Source organism: Lysobacter firmicutimachus, assembly GCF_037027445.1.
Lineage (GTDB): Bacteria > Pseudomonadota > Gammaproteobacteria > Xanthomonadales > Xanthomonadaceae > Lysobacter > Lysobacter firmicutimachus.
Genome location: NZ_JBANDL010000002.1, coordinates 949,887 through 968,790, shown reverse-complemented (window position 1 = coordinate 968,790; position 18,904 = coordinate 949,887). Strand labels below are relative to the sequence as shown.

Annotated in this window: 17 protein-coding genes; all 17 read right to left on the bottom strand. The window is 62.8% G+C overall.

Features of this window, described 5'->3' with window-relative positions; all coding sequences use genetic code 11:
• Window positions 1-3 precede the first annotated feature (3 nt).
• The 17 genes from V2J18_RS04125 to V2J18_RS04045 all read right to left on the bottom strand — a co-directional run bounded on the left by V2J18_RS04125 (window position 4) and on the right by V2J18_RS04045 (window position 18,902).
• Entirely contained in the window at window positions 4-1,893 is a 1,890-nt protein-coding gene (locus tag V2J18_RS04125; protein ID WP_336131092.1) for a hypothetical protein, read from the bottom strand.
• Window positions 1,894-2,713: 820 nt separating this feature from the next.
• Entirely contained in the window at window positions 2,714-3,469 is a 756-nt protein-coding gene (locus V2J18_RS04120; protein WP_336131091.1) for a hypothetical protein, read from the bottom strand.
• Window positions 3,469-4,923, bottom strand: a complete 1,455-nt coding sequence (locus V2J18_RS04115; RefSeq protein WP_336131090.1) for a hypothetical protein — start codon at window positions 4,921-4,923, stop codon at window positions 3,469-3,471. Before V2J18_RS04115 ends, V2J18_RS04120 begins: the two co-directional genes overlap by 1 nt.
• Entirely contained in the window at window positions 4,920-5,816 is an 897-nt protein-coding gene (locus tag V2J18_RS04110; protein ID WP_336131089.1) for a hypothetical protein, read from the bottom strand. Before V2J18_RS04110 ends, V2J18_RS04115 begins: the two co-directional genes overlap by 4 nt.
• Window positions 5,817-5,818: 2 nt before the next feature.
• Complete coding sequence (locus V2J18_RS04105; RefSeq protein WP_336131088.1) at window positions 5,819-6,307, bottom strand: hypothetical protein; 489 nt, start codon at window positions 6,305-6,307, stop codon at window positions 5,819-5,821.
• A 36-nt stretch (window positions 6,308-6,343) separates the two neighbouring features.
• Window positions 6,344-8,236 (bottom strand): hypothetical protein, encoded by a 1,893-nt coding sequence (locus V2J18_RS04100; protein ID WP_336131087.1) that lies wholly within the window; start codon window positions 8,234-8,236, stop codon window positions 6,344-6,346.
• A 2-nt stretch (window positions 8,237-8,238) separates the two neighbouring features.
• A complete protein-coding gene (locus tag V2J18_RS04095; protein WP_336131085.1) occupies window positions 8,239-8,853 on the bottom strand; it encodes a hypothetical protein in 615 nt (204 codons plus the stop codon).
• A 9-nt stretch (window positions 8,854-8,862) separates the two neighbouring features.
• Window positions 8,863-9,057 carry a hypothetical protein gene (locus V2J18_RS04090; RefSeq protein WP_336131084.1) on the bottom strand — a complete coding sequence of 65 codons (195 nt, stop codon included), beginning with the start codon at window positions 9,055-9,057 and terminating at the stop codon, window positions 8,863-8,865.
• Window positions 9,054-10,385: a hypothetical protein gene (locus tag V2J18_RS04085; RefSeq protein WP_336131083.1), complete on the bottom strand. Its 1,332-nt coding sequence runs from the start codon at window positions 10,383-10,385 to the stop codon at window positions 9,054-9,056. The genes V2J18_RS04090 and V2J18_RS04085 overlap by 4 nt, the downstream gene beginning before the upstream one ends.
• 2 nt (window positions 10,386-10,387) lie before the next feature.
• Window positions 10,388-11,056 carry a phage adaptor protein gene (locus V2J18_RS04080; protein ID WP_336131082.1) on the bottom strand — a complete coding sequence of 223 codons (669 nt, stop codon included), beginning with the start codon at window positions 11,054-11,056 and terminating at the stop codon, window positions 10,388-10,390.
• 27 nt (window positions 11,057-11,083) lie between these two features.
• Window positions 11,084-11,482 (bottom strand): hypothetical protein, encoded by a 399-nt coding sequence (locus tag V2J18_RS04075; RefSeq protein WP_336131080.1) that lies wholly within the window; start codon window positions 11,480-11,482, stop codon window positions 11,084-11,086.
• A gap of 53 nt (window positions 11,483-11,535) precedes the next feature.
• A complete protein-coding gene (locus V2J18_RS04070; protein ID WP_336131079.1) occupies window positions 11,536-11,931 on the bottom strand; it encodes a hypothetical protein in 396 nt (131 codons plus the stop codon).
• A 48-nt stretch (window positions 11,932-11,979) separates the two neighbouring features.
• Window positions 11,980-13,095, bottom strand: coding sequence for a phage capsid family protein (locus tag V2J18_RS04065; protein WP_336131078.1), 1,116 nt, complete (start codon window positions 13,093-13,095; stop codon window positions 11,980-11,982).
• Window positions 13,096-13,287: 192 nt separating this feature from the next.
• Window positions 13,288-14,610, bottom strand: coding sequence for a hypothetical protein (locus V2J18_RS04060; RefSeq protein WP_336131077.1), 1,323 nt, complete (start codon window positions 14,608-14,610; stop codon window positions 13,288-13,290).
• Complete coding sequence (locus tag V2J18_RS04055) at window positions 14,564-15,628, bottom strand: nucleoid-associated protein (RefSeq protein ID WP_336131076.1); 1,065 nt, start codon at window positions 15,626-15,628, stop codon at window positions 14,564-14,566. The genes V2J18_RS04060 and V2J18_RS04055 overlap by 47 nt, the downstream gene beginning before the upstream one ends.
• A 194-nt stretch (window positions 15,629-15,822) precedes the next feature.
• A complete protein-coding gene (locus V2J18_RS04050; protein WP_336131074.1) occupies window positions 15,823-16,806 on the bottom strand; it encodes a hypothetical protein in 984 nt (327 codons plus the stop codon).
• A gap of 17 nt (window positions 16,807-16,823) precedes the next feature.
• The gene (locus V2J18_RS04045; RefSeq protein WP_336131073.1) at window positions 16,824-18,902 is read right to left on the bottom strand and encodes a portal protein; all 2,079 of its coding nucleotides are present in this window, start codon (window positions 18,900-18,902) and stop codon (window positions 16,824-16,826) included.
• Window positions 18,903-18,904: the final 2 nt, after the last annotated feature.

The window sequence follows — 18,904 nt, the reverse complement described above, 5'->3', positions numbered from 1 at the left end:
GGATCAAACACTCGAATCGGCGATTTCGCCCTGAAAGTTGAAGTCGGTGCTGCACGACTTGGCCTCGCTGCGGGAACTACTCACCGCAGCGCTGTAGTTGACGGCCGACGCGCTCGACGCGGCGAGCTGGCCCATGACCTGCGCCAGCATCTTGCGAACCTCCAGCAGCAAGCTGGTGAGCTGGATGTTCTCCTGCACGCGGATCTCGGCGGCTTTAAGCTGCGTGTTGACCCGCGCGTTCTCGCGCTCCAGGCCGAGTTGGAAGGTGCGATCGGCCGCCGCACTGGCCGACTGCTCCACGCTGCCTTGGGCGCTGTAGATGCGTGCCTGCGCATCCGTGCGTTGCGCCACCGCGCCGAGACGGGCCTGCTCGGCGGCGAGTAAGGCGCGAATGCGCTCCAGATCAGACTGGAACACCGCGATCTGCTGGCCGTGCTGTGCAATGCGCAGTCGCTCACGATCCAGCCGCGCACCGTTGCCGGCGTTGACCGCCTGGACCTTGGTGGAGAACGCCTCGATCAAATTGCGATGGACCGTGACCTTGCTGTTCTCGGCTTCGACGCTCGCGCGGTAGCCATCCCACTCCTTGCCGAAGGCATCCCATCGCGCGCCATAGGCATCGACTTCGGCCTTGAACGATTCGATGATCGATCGCTCCACATCGGCCTGGGCTTTGACGCCCTCGACCCGGGCGCGGTACAGATCGGCCATGCCGTTGAGCGCTCGTATCTGCTCAGCGTAGAGGCGCACACGTTGTTCGTTGATTTCGCCGCGCGCGCGTTCGCCTTCGATCTGTGCGCGGAACACCTCGACCTTCGCCAACTCCGCACGGATACGCTCGGCGAAGACCTGGGCCTCTGTCTGGTACGCCTGCAGGCGTGCATTGAAGGCACTGATCCGGGCGTTGAGCACCGCGATGGCGCTGTCGCGCAGGAACTGCGCCGCCTGCAGAGCCAAGCGTTGCTCCTCGGTGTGCAAGTTGATCGCCACGCCTTCCAGGGCGATGCCTTGCTGCACGGCAAGTCGCATGTTGGCGAGGGATTCCTCGTACTGCTTGATCGCGACTTCGCGGCTGTACTCGGCGAGGCGACTTTGACCGGCTTGGCGGGTGGCATCGATGCGGGCGATCAACATGCCCGGCGGCTGGGTAAACCCGCGCGCGGCGAAGTCTTCATAGGCTTGCTCGACGCTGGCCGCTGTCTCCAGCTCAATGCGGCCACGGCCGCGTTCGAACAGCGCGCGCTCTATGGCCAGAGGCAATGCGGCCTCGCCGTCCAACCAGGCGCCGACCTTGCCGCGCAGCTTGTCCAGCAATGCCGAGACGTAAGCCTGGGGCGAGAACGCCCAGGCCTCGTTGAACGGCGGCTCCACAAAAACCGGCCGATCGCTATCGAAGTGCGGTAGGCGTATCTCGGGCACGTCCGGCAGCCGCAGCTCGATGAAGCTCGGCAGCGCCGGCATGACGTAGCCAGGGGTTTCCGGGACCACTAAGGCGCCAGGGTGGCGGGGCGGTGTCGGCGCAACGAGGTTCGGATGGCTCGGCTTCGGCCCGTAGGAAAGGCTGGGCGCAGGAAAGGACTCGTCGGGCAGTTCGGTCAAATCCGGCGTTCGCGGTTCAAAGACCGGCGGTCGCGCGGGCTCGGGCGGCGTGCGCAGCTCGAAATCCGCAGCATCGACACGAGGCGGAAGCGGACGCTGGAAGGGGATTTGACCAGCGTTGTAGTCGAAGTTGACCGTGAACGTGGTCGGTAGGGCCGTAAACCCGGCGAGTTGTCCGCTTTGTTGGATGGCGAGTTCGTAAGTCCGCGTTGCCAGATTCATGAACGTTTTGTGGCCGTCGCTGACGTACAGCACGGCCGGGTCCGCCGAGAGGACCGGGCAGAAATCAGTCAAGGGAGTGTTCCGATGGATGAACCGTCGCGGCGAGGCTGACCGCCGACAGCTTCAGCTCAGCCAATAGACGAATGGCTAAGGCATACGCGGGATCGGCATGTTCTTGTCGACCTCAAGCGGCTAGAAGCCCGCGGAAAAAGCGCAAGAGGGAAAGCAGCCGGCGTTTTGAGGTAATGACGCGAGCCCCGTCATCTCGACGGAGCGTCCAAAGGCCATCAACCTCCATGAATATCGAAAATCTTCTAGACGACGCGTCCACCCTTCGCGCCCTGATCTACCTCGCACGCTGCGTGATCAGCGTCGTCAGACACGTCCACGCTTGGGCTGCGTGTCGGAGTGGCAACAAGTGGATAGCGCCCGGGCCGCGGCGGACCTGCCCGGTCTGCGGCAGTTCCAATCAGAAACGGATAAATGTCGCCATCCGTCGAGCGGAATGCGGACGGTGAGATACCCCCACTGCCGCTGACTTTGACCATTTCCGCTCTCGGCATTTCTCCGACGATAAATGATTGTAGGCGCCACAAATTTTTTGGTGGACGCCAATTACGGAGAAATCAACTATGAACAGTCAGAAGCACTACACAAACCGAGCCCTTGCGGCAGCAATGCTTTACCCAAAGTTCCACCCACGCGATATCGGGTTCTATCAAACCTTTTTCGAGAATGAGTCTACTGGCGAGGTCCGCTACCACAACGAATGGCGTCCGCATGGGCGCCCTGAGTTGAGTGTTATGCCGCCCCCTTCGGTCCCAGGCTGGAAGCGAATCACTTGGCTCTGGGATTTTCCGCCGATTTTGGACGACCTGCTCTAGCGAGTGGGTCAATGGCACCCATGGAAGAACCCCAGCGACAAGGGCGGCCCATCATTGACGCGGATACTCACCACCGCATCGGGCGGACTGCACGGCAAGGTGTTGATCCAAGCCGAGTACGAGATGCCGCCGCTTTCCAGCGGCCCAAGCGGGAACGCCAACGCCCCCGTATTCACAACGAACACGGTCGGCACGTCGAACGTGTAGGTGCCGCCGAACGTCACCCGGATCGGCAGTGCACCAACGTCGGTGCTCGTCAGCGCAAGGTCCGCCAGCACACCCCAGGCATAGGCAGGATCAAAGGCCGGTAGCGTCCCGCTGAAGCTCGCACGAAACGTGTACGTGTTCGCGTTGGATTCTTGGCTCACTAGCTCAACAGGAAAGACGCCCGGCATCGGCGTCGTCTCAAGAATGGCGCCGTCCAACAGCGCCATCCGAACGATCCGGATGTTCTCGACGCCCCCTGTGTACTGCTCGGGATTGGCATCGTAAGCCCCGTAGAACCCGTCGCTTACTTCCGTTTGCAAGGTATGCCCAAAGCCCACCAACTGCCGGAAACCTGGGGGCGGCTCTTCACTTCCGGCCGGTATCCGTACCGGGTTGCCGATCGTGTTCGGCGAGACAAAGAAGACATGGCCGTTAGTGCCCGAGGCCGTCCAGTCGCTCGGCGGCAACGGGGTCTCGCACTCCTGCGTGCAGCCCCGCAAGTCCGTCCAGAAACAAACGGGCTCGCCAGCCACGCCGCCGTTGGTTGAGGTCGTCATCAACGTCTCCCACTGCTGTTACCGCGCACGCGGCGATCCACCCGCAGCGGCAGGAACTCGATCACGTCCAGACCGAAGTCGGCACCGTCGATGTTCTCGATCACGTAGTCGAAGTACACCGATTGCAAACCGGCCCCGACCTTGACCCGCCCCTCGCGCACGCTGTCGGCCGCGCGCGCACGAAGTCGATAGGTGTGCGCGATTCGCTGCCCGGTTCGCGGGTCGGCGGCCACCACACTCAGGCGCAGGTCGCCGCTGGCGGTGTAGCCTAGGTACATGCTCGGAAACGCCTTCTTCAATTGCGACCCGAAGGCCGACATGCCCTGACGGATGCGTGCATGGATGGGCTCGCCGGCATCGGTGTCGCCGCCCAATCGATACAAGCCGGTATCCGTCGCCCCGTATACGTTGCCCGCCAAGGGCAGGAAGCTGTTGAAGGGATAGTTCGTGTACCGGGAAATCGCCTTGCTTTGTGTATTCATGACCCAGGCGACGTACTCACCTGAGTCCAGGTGAAAACGAACCATCGCGCCCAGGTGGTCGCGCAGCACTACTTGAACTTCTGCGCGCTCACTCACCGCCGCAGCGAGTTTCACGCGGTCGGTCAAGACGACCAGGCGCAGCACGCTGGGGCGTAGTACCGCCTGCAGGCGCAGCTCGTCCAGCCAACGCACCGTCGCGGTCAAGGTCTCGGCCACGCTGCCGCCCACGATCAACCCGCTGACCAACGTGCCGATCCGAAGCGGATCGAGCGTCGCACCCAAGGCCATGGCTTCCGCGATCAGCGCACGTGCTTCCAACTCGGATTCCACCGCGTCGCCCAGCAGCAGCGCATCGACCATCTGCTCAACCGCAATCGCGGATATATGGTGGTGTTCTCCAAGCGCGACGGTCGTGACCAGCAGTTCGCGCAGGATGAGGCCCAGCGCATCGCCCAATCTCGCCTGCGCCCGAAGGTGCCGAGTGCCGCTCCAGCGCGCGCGCGGCGCTGCCGCCAGGGCGAGATTGACGTGCAACAACGCGGTTTGGATCGACGACAGCCGGGTGTGGGCCTCGACGCCCGCATTCAAGCGTACGGTGTCGGCGCCCGTGGTGGGCGGTTGGCGCAACTCGCTACCAAATCCGGCTAGCACCACCGCGCCGTCGCCGACTTGGCTGGCGGCCGAGCCGCGGCCGTCGGCCGCCACGACCGCATCGCCTTGCGCGGGCGGCATCACCCCCCGACCAAAGCTGTACGTAGCCGCCAGTTGCACCGCGCCGTCACCGATGCAGAAGGCGACGGCGGGCGGCGCTACGCCTCCATTCGCCGCTTGCAGCCACAACTCACCGTCACCCAGCGCACCCGCGCCAAACCCACGCGCGAATCCGAAGCCGCCCAGCGTCAACGTGCTATCGCCAATCGCCGGGTCCGGTGAAGCCGGCGGCGCCAACGTCTCGAACAAGATGGTGCTCAAAGCACCCGGTCCTCCGCGCAGTACAGCGCAGCCCCGACGTTGACCGGCCCGGTCGATAGGTTCGGCGAGTCATAAATGCCTGTGCCATTGATCGAGAAAGCCACCAGCCCTTTTACACGCCGCAGCTCAAATTCGTCGTCGCGCGTATAGGCGGACGGTGGTGTCATCCATCGTCCGAACTCCATGCACGCCACGCGACGTGTCCCGTCAAAGGGATCGGTATCGAAATAGAACGCATGCGACAATAAATCAAAGCGACCGACGTCCGGACGCTCCAAAGCGAACCCCACGGCACCGGCTGCTGCGATATCGACCTGAAACACGGTGCGTAGATCCCCATCGAGACGGTCCACGCTGTTCGCACCGGCATTCCAGCCGTCGTGCGTGTCTACCGTTACAACTTCGGGAACGCCCGGGACCGCTTCGCGGCCAGGAAAACCCGACAGCATGACGACGCGGCACGGCCCTCCGGTTTGGCATCCCGGCGGATCGGTGTACGTGCCGTCGCGTGGAATCCACAGGCCACGCGGGCCTTCGCGGTAGTAATTCCGCGTCTCCCGATGAACGCCCGTCGTTGTGGGGACGTCAAACACACCCCAAATCGGACCATCGTGACCGGGCTCGGGATACCCATTGCCGATCACACGTACACCGGGAAAGCGCACGAACGTCATGTGGCGGATCGGCCCGTACCAGCCATCAGGCGGCGAGGCATCCAGTTGGCTCCATTGACGGAAATGCTCAGGTCGATTCGGAAAATCGCCTTTCTGCCGAAAGGCCGTCGAACGCGGTGAAGGCGTCGCATACAGATGAAACCCAATCGCCGGGGCGGCGGGATACGCTGGCGTGCCTCGCGTCACCGTGACCGTTGCCGTTTTGGTCAGCGCGCCCACGCTTAGCCGCCTGCCGCCTGCGGCAAGCGCCAACCGAAGTCGCCGACCGGCTGCTCGTTGCCGGCCGTCAGGGTTGCAATGCCCAGGCGCAACTCGGCCCCGCTGCTGGGGCCGCCCACTGCGCCTTGCAGGCGCACGCCGATGAGCGCGTCCGCGAGCGCGCGGCCGTCGTCGCCGGCAGTGCAGAAACGGTAGAAGGTGGGCGTCAGCGTGGTCTGCGTGGCTTCGGCGCCTTCAAATACGGTTGTACCGCGCCAAACCTCGGTGGGCGCTTTGCTCAAGACGCCATTGATCGGTGCGTCAAACGTCAGCCCGCTCCCGGAACCATTGAGGCCGATTCGCACTAGCTCCGTATGCACATTCACCAGATCGAGCGCTTCGGCAGCGCTGCGCGGCACCGCCCCGGCAAAGAGGATCAATCGTCCCCCGTCGAGCTGGGTTTTGATTTGCGCCAACAGCAAGTTGGCCAACGCTGGCGTTAGCAGAAGCATGGAAAGGTCCGGAGAGGTCGGGGGGGGGGGGGTGGACTAGACGGGCGTGGGCTTTCCCAGCAACCACACGGGGTGGTAGCGGGCTTGGTCACCGCCAATGCCGGTCAAAGCGCTCAGTGGCGTGCCAGTCGCGTGGTTCGCGATCACTTCCGCGCCGTTGAGGTAGATGTTGGTGTTGTACGAACACACCGTGACGCCATCGACGCTGGCGAAGCCCGGCATCGTGGTGTGGCCGGCAAAGTCAATCTGTTGATTCGCAGCCGAGTTGCTGGCGCTCACTGACGTGTCGCGAATGGCCAGCCATGCGCCCGCCGAGTTGGCGATACGTGTCTGACCGAACGTGTCGGCTTTTCGGAAGGGCGTCGTCAGATGCGCCGCAAGCAGCGACATGCCGAAGTTCGTGGTCAACCCGAGATTTGACGGCCCGAACGCGTGCAGATGTACCAATGCCAACGGCGCAACCGGCGCTTCCGACAACCGCGCCAGCACGGCGGTGTAGGTCGGAACCATCGTAAATGCGGTGCGTTCAATCGGCGTGTGTGCAATGACGGTCTCGCCGCCCCGCTGCCACAGCACGACGCGGTGAATGAAGCGCAATGCCGGCGACGGACCGCCCGCGAAGGTTTGCCGCGACTCCAGCAACAACAACGCGCCTTCGCGCAGATCCGCGCACAGCACTTGCCGGCGACACCAATCGATCCGGCCTGGTGTGGGGTCCGTCACCAGGCCCAGCTCCCATGCGGCGGTTTCAGCGCCGTCCAGTCGGTAGGCGAACCCCCGCCCACGGCGCACGACCTGCAACACGGCCGCGCCGTCCTCGGCCAGGGTCGCCGCGGCCCCGTCGCCAGCGGCCAAACTGACCGCCGCGCGCGTGAATCGCACAGTGCCCGTGGCCGTCACGTTCAACTCCAGCCGCGTATGCGCCTCGGAGGGGCGCGACCACACCTCGCCTTGCTGCACGGTCTGCGCCGAACTCGGCGGCACGTGCGCGACTGCGACCCGACCAGTTGCATCAAAATGCCAGGGCACCGTGGCGCGCGCCTCAACGCCTTCCCACAGTGTTTCGTGGGAACGCGCGACCACGCGACGCTTCATCGGCCCAGGCACTGATGGATCGATGACCATCTCAAAGCGGCGAAGCGCCAACGGCACCTCACCCATGAAGTACGACGGGCTGGCCCAGCCGTCCGGGTGCTGCTCGGCCAGCGGTGGCGCAGGCGGCCAGCTCACCTCGGACAAGGCGGCCATGATCACCATCAGCCAGCGACCATCGAAGGCCGCGCCCATCACCGTTCGCTCCGGGAATTCGACCTCGCTGGCCTCGCAGTAGCGATCCACGTCCAACAGAACTTGGCCCAGGCCGAACACCCAACGGCCGTATTGCGCCAACGGTCGACGATAGCCGTCGACGAAGTAGCGGGTGGACGGGCCGTACCATTGAATGCGCTCGTCGTCCTGGCTACGCCAGTCCACGTTCGCGGCATAGCGCACACCATCCGGGAACAGCGCGCGGTACGTGCCTTTCTTGCCGGCGAACTCGGCGTACCCCGTGGTCGCCGCCTCGTGGAAGTAGGTCGTCCAGCGCGGGCGCAGGATCTGCTGCGGGAACCGGGCATCCAACCCCTGCGGGTGCGCGGTGTCGCGCGCCCACACTACGAAGTCGTCTTTTCCGCGCGGCAGATCGACGGGACGTTGGATCAGCGGCGGCGGCACGATGGTCATGCGCGGAATGCCGCCACGTAGCTCGCCGATCACCACCGCGCCATCGGGCAGATGCCGGGTCATTTGGTGCGTGCGCAGTCCCAGGTGCGCCGCATCCGCGACCACCGCGCCGAGCACCTTGCGCGCGAACGGAACGTATCCCGCCGCCTGCCTGCGGTCGCCGACCACATGGACGTGCGTCCAGTCGGTGTGGCGGGCACCCGGCACGGTCAGCCCGCGTCGGTAGCGGTCAGCACGTACTCGATGCCGAGCTTGTCGCCACCGGCCATGTTCAAACGGGGATGATCGAACCGCACCGCCGCCATGCCTGTGCCGGTGGTCGATCCCTTCGCCGACGACGAGACGATCAGGCACCCGTACAAGTTGTAGGGACCACCCGCCGCCAGAACCAGCAAGGCCTCGTTGCCGGTATTGCCGGTGCTTTTCGCGCTCGCCAATCGCGGGATGACCCACGCCGGTCGCGTGGTGGCCGTATACGCGGTGAACTCGTCCGCCGCCACCGGAAACTGCGCAGCCGTGAGGGTCGGGTCGGGGGTGTAGTTGCCCTTAAACGGAGCCAGATACCACTGCGTGATCTGCGGATAGCCGCCGGTAGGTGGGAACCCCACATTGAGCAAATGGTTCAGCCCCTCATCGAGCAACGTGTTGGCGTCGATCGCTATGCACTGCTGATGGCCGTCGCGATGGTCGCGCACCTTCATGGCGCCGCCCAGGAACACGCCCATGCGCGTCAACAGCAGGCCTTCGTCGCTTCGCTCGTAGCGGTGGCTGCGCAACTCGCGCGCAATCTCGTCGGCGTGAGTGCGCCAAATATCTTGAGTCATGAGGTTCCTTCACCACTTGCCTTCGGGGCAACGCTGTCCGAATAGCCGGGCTTTGACGTGGAGAAAACAGCCGCAGCGCGCGCAACTGGCGGTCGGCAAGGTGCCGCCGCCAGGGAGCGGCGTGGACTGCGCCTGGAAGTGCGGGCAGGCGCGGCAAAGCGCCAGACGGGCCTGCACGGTCTCGGGTGGGATCAGCAGCTTCATGGGTCGTCGTGTCGGTAGACCCGCGCGATGGCTCGGTCCCGTACCGCAAGGGACTGGGGCTGCGCGTCGCGCAGGGTGGTGATGAGCTGTTGCTTTCCGCCGTGTTCGCGGTAAAGCAGCGCGCCGCGCGAAGCGGCATCGAGAACGGCGTCGGGCGAGCCCTCGCGCGGTTGCGGCGTGATGACCTGGCCGCCGGGCAATCCGACGCAGACGCGGCCATTGCGGGCGATCCAGACGGGCAACGGAGCTTTGGTCGGCAGGTTCCACACCTCGCCCGGCAATCGAATCAAAGCGCCCGGAATAGCGCCTACGGGATAGGCGATGACTTGGCGCCATTCGGCCGGCGAAGGTCCGGCCAGGAAATACGTGCGTTTGGCGTCGGCGACGAACAATCCCGCACCGTCGCTGCCATCGGCGACCGGCGCGAGCAAATCCACGCGCCCAGCGAAGCCCACGCGATCTCGACCAGGGTGAGTAAGCCCGTACCGCAGCGGCGGCGAGAACCAGACCTCCGCCCCACGCGCGACAAACTGGCGACCGTTGTGGACGCACACACCCTGCCCTGCCGGCAGCGGGCGCAGGTTCAATGTCTCCAACGCACGGCCCGAGGCTGGCTCAGTCAACGTCAGGTCCGTAACGCCCACGGGTAGCGTCGCCGCGACACGGAAGACGCCATCTAGTCCCGAACTCAGGTACACGCGAACACGAGGCACGCGCAGGACATCCAACGGCTGCGGCAACTGCGAAAGCCGCAGCCGGCTGTTCGCCGGCATCTCAAACGCAATCGGGTTCGATGCACCGGACTCACGACCGCGCGCGTCCAGAAACGTCATCGCGAGTTGGTAATGCCCCGCATCCAGGGCACCATCGGCCTCTATCTCGATGCGTGGGGCGCGCTCCGGCGTGGGGCACGCCCACGGCATTGCCTCCAAGTCCAGGCCAAGCACACCGCACTGAACGCCGTTGCTCCACAACACCGAGTCGTTGAGCCGCTCAAAGGCCACTGGCCAACCGGGCGCAAGTCCGTCGACAAGAGGCTCGGAGCGTTCGTCTGGGTGCAACGCGGTCAACGTGTCACCGCTCACGAACAAGCCCCACGGCCACGTGGCGTCGCCCCACGCGCTATGGACGCGTGTGCCGGGCACCGCCAAGGTGTAGCCATCGCGGCGGTGCGGCTTGCCGGCCACATCGAAATCCACGTTGTCGGCCTCGCGCACTGCGGCCGGCGCCCCGGAGTCGGTCACCGGCAACGCGGTCTCACCCGCAAGGTTGTTCATACCCAGCGGCCAACCGGCCCGAGGGGCCAGTTCGTCGTCGCGAACGCTCACGATCAGTAACCGCCGTACCGCGTAGTAGTGCGACGACGTTCGCGATGCCGGCGCAGCACATCGGCCGTGGGCCGCTCGCCAAAGCGCAACGTAAAGTCCCGCAAAGCGAGAGCTGCGCGCGATACATCTTCGATTTCGCGGTCCTTGATCTGGAAGGCGCGATACAACATCCAGTCGATCAGCCCATCGTGATACTCGGGGGCGATCTCGGGCTCGTCCGCAGGATCGAGCAACGCACGCATCGGTGCGCGGTACAGCGCCAATTGCAGCCGACCCGGCCGCACCGGACGGGGCCACACATGCACCCGAGCACGCCCATCATCGGCCAGTACCTCTGGCATTCCGAAGCTACTCACGCGCCGCGATTGGTCGCGAATCCAATCCAGCCCCTTCAGTTCGAGGGCGTGAAGGCGTGTCTCGCCCGACCAAAGAATGTTGGCTGAGACAACGAACAGTGCGCGCGGGTCGAGGCGGTACACGCCTTGTCCCAACGCGAGCGGCACGGTTGTCACTTCACCGGGCTCGTCGTCAAACAAAAGGCGTGCCCGCAGACACGCCTCCCGCTCGCCTTCCGTCGCCCAACCGGCCAACGAGGCGTCACCGACCAAATAGGGCTCGATCTCGTCGTCCAGACGCTCGCGCGCCATCGCGATCAGCGCGGCCAGATTCATCGCTCGGGCTCCGGCGATCGCAAACGCTTACGGGTCATCGTTCGTGTCGTCGGCGAGACTCGCGGCTACGAGGTCGTGCCATATCGCGTGGACGGTTTCCTTTTTGGCGCGGAAGCCGCACAGGCTGGCGACGACTTTCAGGTCGGGCATCCCATCGCCGGTCAGATCGCCGGGGTGCTGCCGCTGCGCCAGGGTCATGAGCGCACCGCGGATCAGCTCGGACTCGTCGAGCGCCTTGACTGCCGAATCCGATGCGCGCGGCACGACAACTTGCCGCGTGCGGATCGTGCGCTGATCGCACTCGCAGCCCTGCGCAAGCGCTTCGGCATGAAACAACGGATGCAGCGGAGCCCAGTCCGGCCCCACATGCGTCACATGACCGGTCGTCAGCGCCAGCCGCGCACCATCGGGGTGGCGAAACTGCATGGAGTTCTCCTTTAAAGGTAAGAGAGGAAATAATCGCGAGGCGCAGCGGAGGGCTAGCCGTAGACTTCATCGGCAGTACCCTTCACGACGTACTGCACGACCACGCAACCGCGGCCGGCCGTCGCGGAGGTGCCGACCGCCGTTCGCGTTACCCCGAGGGCGAGCCCTTGGGCGAACGGGCCGCCCAAGGTCGTGAACTGGGTCTTCGCTGCGATCTTGAAGTCGTTGTTGTCCAGAAACGACGCGGGGGCCGCCGCCGTGCCGATGTCGAGTACGTCGGACGTACCGGCGTTGGACGGGCTTTCGACCAGATTGAATGCCGCGATGAGGATCGAACCCATCGGCAGCTTGAGCGCCGGTACGAACGTGCCCGAAGGCAGGTCAGCGAAGGTGTAGTTGAAAACGCGCACGCGCAGGTACTGCACGCCCACGGTATCGGGCTTGCTCATGAGAGATTCCTGGGAGAAGGAGAAAGTCGCCTGCAGGCGACGAAAGGATCAGATCGCGTGATCGATCGCCATGACGCCGAAGTCCTCGACGCTGCCGCCGTCGTAGGACGACGGGAACTGCGGCTTCAACCAGCCGCCCATCTTGTTGATCGACACGCCGTAGCGGTTCTTGTAGTCCTCGTCTTCCTCTTCCCAACCCGGAACGCCCAGGTCGGCCAACGCCAGCGCCTGCGCACCGAGCACCAGCGTGCGCGAGCCGTTGACGTTGCCGCCACCCCACTTCAAACCCGCAGCGGCGCCGAGGGTGTTGTAGACGCGGGCGTAGGGGTGAATGACGAGACCGTTCATCGTCACGATGGCGCCTGTGAAGATCTTATTGGCCTCGCCGCGCACGTCCGCGTTAACGATGGCGCTGCGGAAGTCCGGGTTGCGGTACCACCGCGCCATCGTGTTCTCGTGCGCGAGGACGATGAAGTAGTCCTTGCCCGCCAACCGCAACGGGGTCATCCGCTTGGTAGCGGCGCGCGCTTTGATCTCCGGCAGCATGTCGTAGACGGGCAGATCGGCCGCTTCGACAGCCGAGGTATCGCCTGCGACCAACCCTTCGGTCGCATCCCAGCGGAAATGCCGGTTCGCGGTCGGCGGACGAACATCGTTGGCGTACTCCAGCTCCGTCCACGGGTCTTGACCCTCGGGCGTGGTGCGGGGACTACCATCCGTGTTGAACGCGTAGCTGATGCCCGAGGCCGTGAGGATGGCCTGGTCTTCCCAGGTATCGGCCAGCCACAGCGCCATCGCCTTGCGAGTCGGACGACGAAATTGCAGGACGGACTTCTGGTCAGCTAGGCGGCCCTTGTTCTTGATGCCGTTGCGCAACTGGTCGAAGTTGACGCGCTGCCAGTGCGAGTCGAGCGTGCGCTCGCGGCCCTTGAGCTGGTTGTCGCCGACGACGCCGCCGCCGGTGATGCGGGAAATCAGGTGGAAGAAGGCACCGACCTCGCCCTTGGAATTCTTGGACAGTTCGGTGATGTGCTCGATGATGGCCTCGGAGCCTTGGCCCAGCATCTTGGTGAAGAAAAACTTCTCGACGTACTCCTCGTACGCCTTATGGCCCCAGGCCAGCTTCTGCTGGGGCTGCTGCCGGCCGAAATCGGTAACGGACACGGGGAATCCTCCCTGGCGGGATATCGGTTCAAGTCATGGGCGTGACCTCTGTCGCGGGTCGAAGCGGAAGCGCAGCCAGGACGGGGCTGCGGGCCGGGGATGCCCTACCAGGGGCGCGTTTGGTATCGCAGGACACGCACTGCGGAAGCGTTGTTCTCAACGGGCGAGTGGCGGGACGAATCGCCAGCGTAGCTATACCGCGTGATTAATCACCCAGATAGCGGCAAACGTAACGAGTGAAAGAATAGCAATGACAACCATCATCCATCTTAAAAGGCGCTCCGAATGGGAAATTGGCGCAATTACCATTGCGGTGTAATCGTCGTCAGTAAGATATCGATAGAGCTTTGCCCTCCAAACTTTGCGCTGATCGCCCTGCTGAATCAAATAGCGCCAGTTGATATACAGCACAGCAATTACGTAAAAAACACCAAGCGCAGCCATGCAATCGATAATGAACGGATCGACTGTTGATGTTACCCGCGCAGCGAGAAGGCCTAGCGCATAAAATTCTGCGCCGGCCGCGTTGAGAGCCAACTGCCGAGCTGCCTCTGATGCTTTTTGTGTTTCATCAGCGACTGCTTTTCGTAGATCAGCAAGGCCTTTTAATGCCTCACGACTCATCTCCTGAACACTGAAGCCATACGCAATATTGGCGCCATCTAAGGCACTGGCGACAACTCGGGACATCTCGTCCGCTAAATTTCCGCCCTTATTGGCCAGTCGCGAGAACTCCTGTCCAAACAGACGATGCTTAAGGTCTGTCTCTCGTTCAACGGCATAGACCCACCGCACCGCACCTTGTAAGAGCGAAAAATCGCTCTGAACAAGGCGCTTGGAATCCACATTCACGGGCGCGTCAAATTCCAGTCGGGGCGGCCCTGTGAACGTCAACTTCCCGTTAGAACCTTCGATCTCACTTGCTAACGATGCGACACATACATCCGCTGCGGCATCGCTCCAAGCGATCATCACCGGGTCGTCCGAAAGTGCATCGTCCACGCCGTGAAGTAGATATGGCCGAATATCCACAGGAATTACCGCGGAGCTGCCACGCATAATTACAACCAAGCGTGGACTTTTTCGCTGCGGCTTTGGGGTAAATTCCCCCGACCATTCCCAAGGCGAGACGACAAAAGCCTCTGTCGCAAATGCAGCGGTTGCGCATGCAACAGCTACGTGGGTTACACCAGAGATGTCCGGATTTTTCAGCCAACCTTGAAACGCAAAGGTAGTGATGAATCCAATTCCACCTTTTATCTCCGGCTTGGCGAACGTCACGCTGAAGGGCGCAATTCCTCCCAGCAGCGAGTTGGCATCCAACTCCTGCTCCGCATCATCAACAATGTTGGCTACTAGTCCAAAACCACTTAAGAGAGCCAGGAGTTGCGTTGCGTCATCGAAAGAAAGCCCATTGATGCTTACCTGAGCAAAATGACTTTCAGAAACGACAGCCCGACCACCCTCATTAAGTAAGTTGACGAACGTTCCCAATGGTTTCAGTGACAACTTCATCACTCGCAATTTGCTGTGTTCTGATTGTAATAACAGCGGAGCCATCTGCTTCTTTAGCAGTGTCTACGACCACTCCACTGAGCGAATCCGGAAACTCAATCCGAACGTTTTCCACAGTTCTGATCTTTCGCTTAGAAGCCACCTTAAAAACGGTGCTGTTCGTTTGGAAGCTCAAGCCCGAAATTTTTTTCTTTTTCAGCGCTGCAACCGCTCGTTTGCGCAGCGCATCAGTTAGCTCTTCGTCATTAGGCCGACCTGCTGCCACCCAAACAGCATTGATAACCACGTCATCACTAATCTCACGAGACGTCCGCAATGCTTCTCGCATCGTTGATAGCGCCGTCGCCCGCCCGCTGGGCCAATGAGCTACTGGCACAGTGTTCAGGATCTCCAGCAATGCGTCGCTTGCGGCCTTGTTCAACTCAACGTCATCACGCTCTCGTTTAACCTGCAAAAAGCGCGTGAAAAAATCCGTAATGCTCGGCGAACGAGCCCCGCGGTCGGTCGCCGATATTTCTGCCTCAACGTTTCCATTTACGACACGTATCAGCGCCGATTTTTGCAGCGCACGCTTATCTTTTACAAATGCTTGAACTATCTTACGCAACTGCCCTCTCGCACTGCTCTGGCGAAGAGTGAGCACTTCGCTATAGTCATACTTGAGCAAGGCATAGAGCTTTACCGCAGGATCGTTCGCAGACAATTCAAACGCGAAGAATGCCCCCGCTTTACTCTGGCCCACATGCTGGCGATCAAAATCACGAGCCAGTGCAACCGCACCGTTAGCAAATCTTTGATCACCGGCTGCGATCGCTCGTATGATCTCCATCGTTTCCGACGTTGGCTCAAACGAAAACGCCGCAGAGATGTCAATGTCGCGCACCCTGCCGAGGAAAAAATCCGCTTGCTCGACACTCGGCATTGCCGGCCTCGGAGTAAACGCCCCCTCGCCAACCACTTGAAAATTCATTCGGACTATCGAGAGCCCGTCCAGTTCCGTATCCGACAGAAAACCCATGCGCGCCTCCTTTTGCTACTGTCGGCATGGAATCACGCGCACGACGATTATTTCAAGTCCGGGTCTCACAGCGTTAGATGGGGTCCCACCTGAACGAGAAAATTGGCCAAAACGGAAGTCGGGGCTGCAGGAGGCCACCAGCGGCTCAAAACCATGTAACGGCCAGGCCAAAACACGATCACCACCTCAGTTTCCTACGGCAAATCCTCCCCGAGTAAAGCTCTCTGGGTGCTTTCCGGGATCTTCTTGAAGTCTCCCGGCTTGATCTGTTCAAGATCGATGATCAGGTCACGGCTTCCCGTGCCCGCGCCGCCCGCCACGTGGGGCGGGGCCGCGGATGCCGCTGCCGCCGCGCGCGCCGCAGCCGCATGACGTGCCTGTATCGCAACGGTTCGTGGGTCGACGGCCGGAACTGGCGCGCGTGCTGCCGGCGCGGTCCACCCGAATGCGTCGAAGGCTTGCTCCTGCATCAGCGCGATGAGCGCATCGTCGTCGAGCGAGCCGTCGCCCTGCGTATCCAACTCGGCCAGAAGATCGGCCACTGCTTTCTTTCGGATCGGATTGGCCATGAACGCGTCGTTCGCAGCAACCCACTCGGCGATCTTTTGGTTCCAACTCGTCTGTGCCGCCTCTTGCGCGGCTTGCTGACTCGCGGCTACACGTTCGGCCTTTGCGACGTGCCGTGCTTCTTCGACGGTTAGCGCGTGCCCCCGCTCGCTGTACTTGTTGGTGAGGGCGTCACGCTGATCATGGTATTCGTCCGCATCAAGATCGCCATCGTCCCATTGCTTCTTCAGCGTGGCAATCTCGGCATCCCACTGCGCCTTGACCTGACCGCGCTCCGCAGCGAAGTCCCGATCCTGCGTGGCAACGCCCACCGCGGCGTCACGCGCATCGCGGTCGCGCAGTTGTCGCTCTAGCTCCGAGACGCGGTTGAGTACCTCATCCAGGCGCGGTTTCGGAATCATCGGGACCGAGCCGCGCGCGGGCGGGGCCGTCTCGGTCTCCGGCACGCTGACCGGTTCGTAGGGCTGGGACGGCGATTCGCTCACCGTTACCTCGCCAGATTCCTCGATGAGGTCATCATCAAAGGCATCGGGATCAGCGGCATGTAAGGCCGCACGCTGCTCCTCGGTGATGCGGTGGGGATTCAAGTCAGTCGGATCGATATCGGGCATAGGTGTCGGACTTCAGGTTAGGGAGTTGCAGTCATTCCGGCCGTCAATCCCCTATTGGGGTTGTCGGGCGTCAGGGGATACGTGTTCTCGGCGTGGTCGATGCTTCCAGACTCACCACCTGCCAGTGCGCTCGGCACGATGGGCGCGGCGTCTTGGTCTTCGAAGCCGGCCGATCGCAGCAGCGCGTCGGCAATGGCCGCTGTTTGGGGGATGGTCGTAATGATCTCGGCCGTACGCAGCGCGCTGAACTGGGTTTCGACGGCCTCGCTGACAGCCTGGTTGTGCGCCAGCCGCGCCTGCGCTTGCTTGAGCGCCGCTTCTGCCTCGGCCACCGGATCGGCCTTGCCTTCGGCCTCGCGCAGTGCGTCCGCAATTTCCGACTTGTTCGCCAACGTCGACGCCTTCACGATCAAATGATGGGGAATTGGAACCCCCATCTCCTTGACCATCGTGCGCAGTTGCTCGAATTGGCTGTTGTCGAACGTGACGGTGTACGGTTGCTCGGTGACGGTAACGTCGTACTCGCCTAGCGTCAGGTCGTTCAGGATCGTGCCGTCTTCCTGCGGCATGTTCAGCAGAAGCGGAACGCGTCGATCCACGCCATACGGGTCGGGCTCGCTGATTCGGATGATGCGAGGGCCGCCCATGAAGCGCTGCACCAGCTTGCGCATTCGGGTTGATACCAGCTTGCGCGTGCGACCCAGGTTATCGAGCGTGACGCCCAGCGCTTGCTGCGCCGCGTGCTGCCGCGCCTGGATCGCGACGCCGCTCATGTCCGCTCCACCCTGGCCGTTCAAGCTCTCGTTGATCGCCGTGACCGCCTGCATGTGGCCGGCGGCGAACTCGATCATTTTCTCGATGCCGGTCGGGGGCTGGTTCGGCTCGATCTTCTGGAACGGTTGGGTATTGGGCTTGCGCAGGAGCACCAAGCCGGTTTGCGCCCCGTCCTCGGCAAACTGTTCATCTGTCATGTTGGCCAGGGCGTTGGCTTCGCCCTGCCAGCCGCCGTTGGCGCTCGCATTAACGATATGGGCGTACTGGCTGATGAACTTATTGAGGATGTCTTGGACGTTGACGGCGTTGTCCAGCATCCCGATGGTGCGACCGCGCCGGAAGTAGGGGTAGTAAGGAACGACCGTGATGTGCTCGTAAGGACTGAGCTGGTCGTACAGGCAGACCTCCGGTGCGCAGACCTGCCATCGAACCCGGCGCATGCGTCGACGCGTCACATATACGCCCTGGTCGATCAGCCAGCCCAAATGCTCGCTCGGAAGCCCCTCCACAATGCGCAGGTCACCCGTAGGCCATCGCGCGACCAAGGTCGGCTGATACTCGTTCGCCTGTCGATCCACGATGCGGTAGCGACGCCACGGACCTTCCGTGCCGTAGTAGCCCACACTCATCGCGTAGCTGGGGGGCATCGAAGCGAATCCCTCCCGGCGCACACCCACATCGGTCCACCAGTTATCGGTGTCACAGTAGTTGCGCGACGACCCCACGATTTCCTGAGCCGCGGCGCGGCCGTAGTGCTGCTCGATCTCAAAGGCCGTCAGCCAACGAGTGGTCGTGCAATCGGCCCAGCTATCCGGGTCGTAGCCCTTGGCGTCGGCGTCCGGTAGCACGTCTAGCGGATCGAGGGTAATGATGCGCGGCTCACCCTCCTCGTTATCCGAGTAGTCCATGCGGATATCGAGGTATCCGCGCTGCTGGATGATTCCGTCCATGAAGGCGTCGGTCTCGGCGTACCGATACTCGGTGTTCTCCAAGGCGTGCTTGATGACCTTGGAGAGCACCTTGGCCTGTGCTTCGTCGGCCCGACCACCCTTCGGCAGATAGGCCATGTCCACGCGGTTTTGAATCTGATAGCCGGCAGCCGCATTGATGGCCTGCAAGCAGACGTTTACCTCGTGCGCCGGTCGGCCTTCTTCCTCGACGGCGCGGCGATCCTGCGCTCGCCACTGTCGCCCACCACCAAGGTAGTAGTCCTCCAGGCGGCGCGCGTGGAGCATGTAGGTCTCGTGACCGCGTGTGCGCAGTTCCTCCAGACGCCAGAACACCTCGCGCGCTACGTCGCGATGGCGGGTCGTGTCGGTCATCG

Excerpts from the sequence above, each read along its gene's own strand:
- V2J18_RS04105 (WP_336131088.1), bottom strand. The coding sequence starts at position 6,307 with ATGCTTCTGCTAACGCCAGCGTTGGCCAACTTGCTGTTGGCGCAAATC.
- V2J18_RS04090 (WP_336131084.1), bottom strand. The coding sequence starts at position 9,057 with ATGAAGCTGCTGATCCCACCCGAGACCGTGCAGGCCCGTCTGGCGCTT.
- V2J18_RS04095 (WP_336131085.1), bottom strand. The coding sequence starts at position 8,853 with ATGACTCAAGATATTTGGCGCACTCACGCCGACGAGATTGCGCGCGAG.
- V2J18_RS04045 (WP_336131073.1), bottom strand. The coding sequence starts at position 18,902 with ATGACCGACACGACCCGCCATCGCGACGTAGCGCGCGAGGTGTTCTGG.
- V2J18_RS04080 (WP_336131082.1), bottom strand. The coding sequence starts at position 11,056 with ATGAATCTGGCCGCGCTGATCGCGATGGCGCGCGAGCGTCTGGACGAC.
- V2J18_RS04060 (WP_336131077.1), bottom strand. The coding sequence starts at position 14,610 with ATGAAGTTGTCACTGAAACCATTGGGAACGTTCGTCAACTTACTTAAT.
- V2J18_RS04050 (WP_336131074.1), bottom strand. The coding sequence starts at position 16,806 with ATGCCCGATATCGATCCGACTGACTTGAATCCCCACCGCATCACCGAG.
- V2J18_RS04075 (WP_336131080.1), bottom strand. The coding sequence starts at position 11,482 with ATGCAGTTTCGCCACCCCGATGGTGCGCGGCTGGCGCTGACGACCGGT.
- V2J18_RS04070 (WP_336131079.1), bottom strand. The coding sequence starts at position 11,931 with ATGAGCAAGCCCGATACCGTGGGCGTGCAGTACCTGCGCGTGCGCGTT.
- V2J18_RS04120 (WP_336131091.1), bottom strand. The coding sequence starts at position 3,469 with ATGACGACCTCAACCAACGGCGGCGTGGCTGGCGAGCCCGTTTGTTTC.
- V2J18_RS04055 (WP_336131076.1), bottom strand. The coding sequence starts at position 15,628 with ATGGGTTTTCTGTCGGATACGGAACTGGACGGGCTCTCGATAGTCCGA.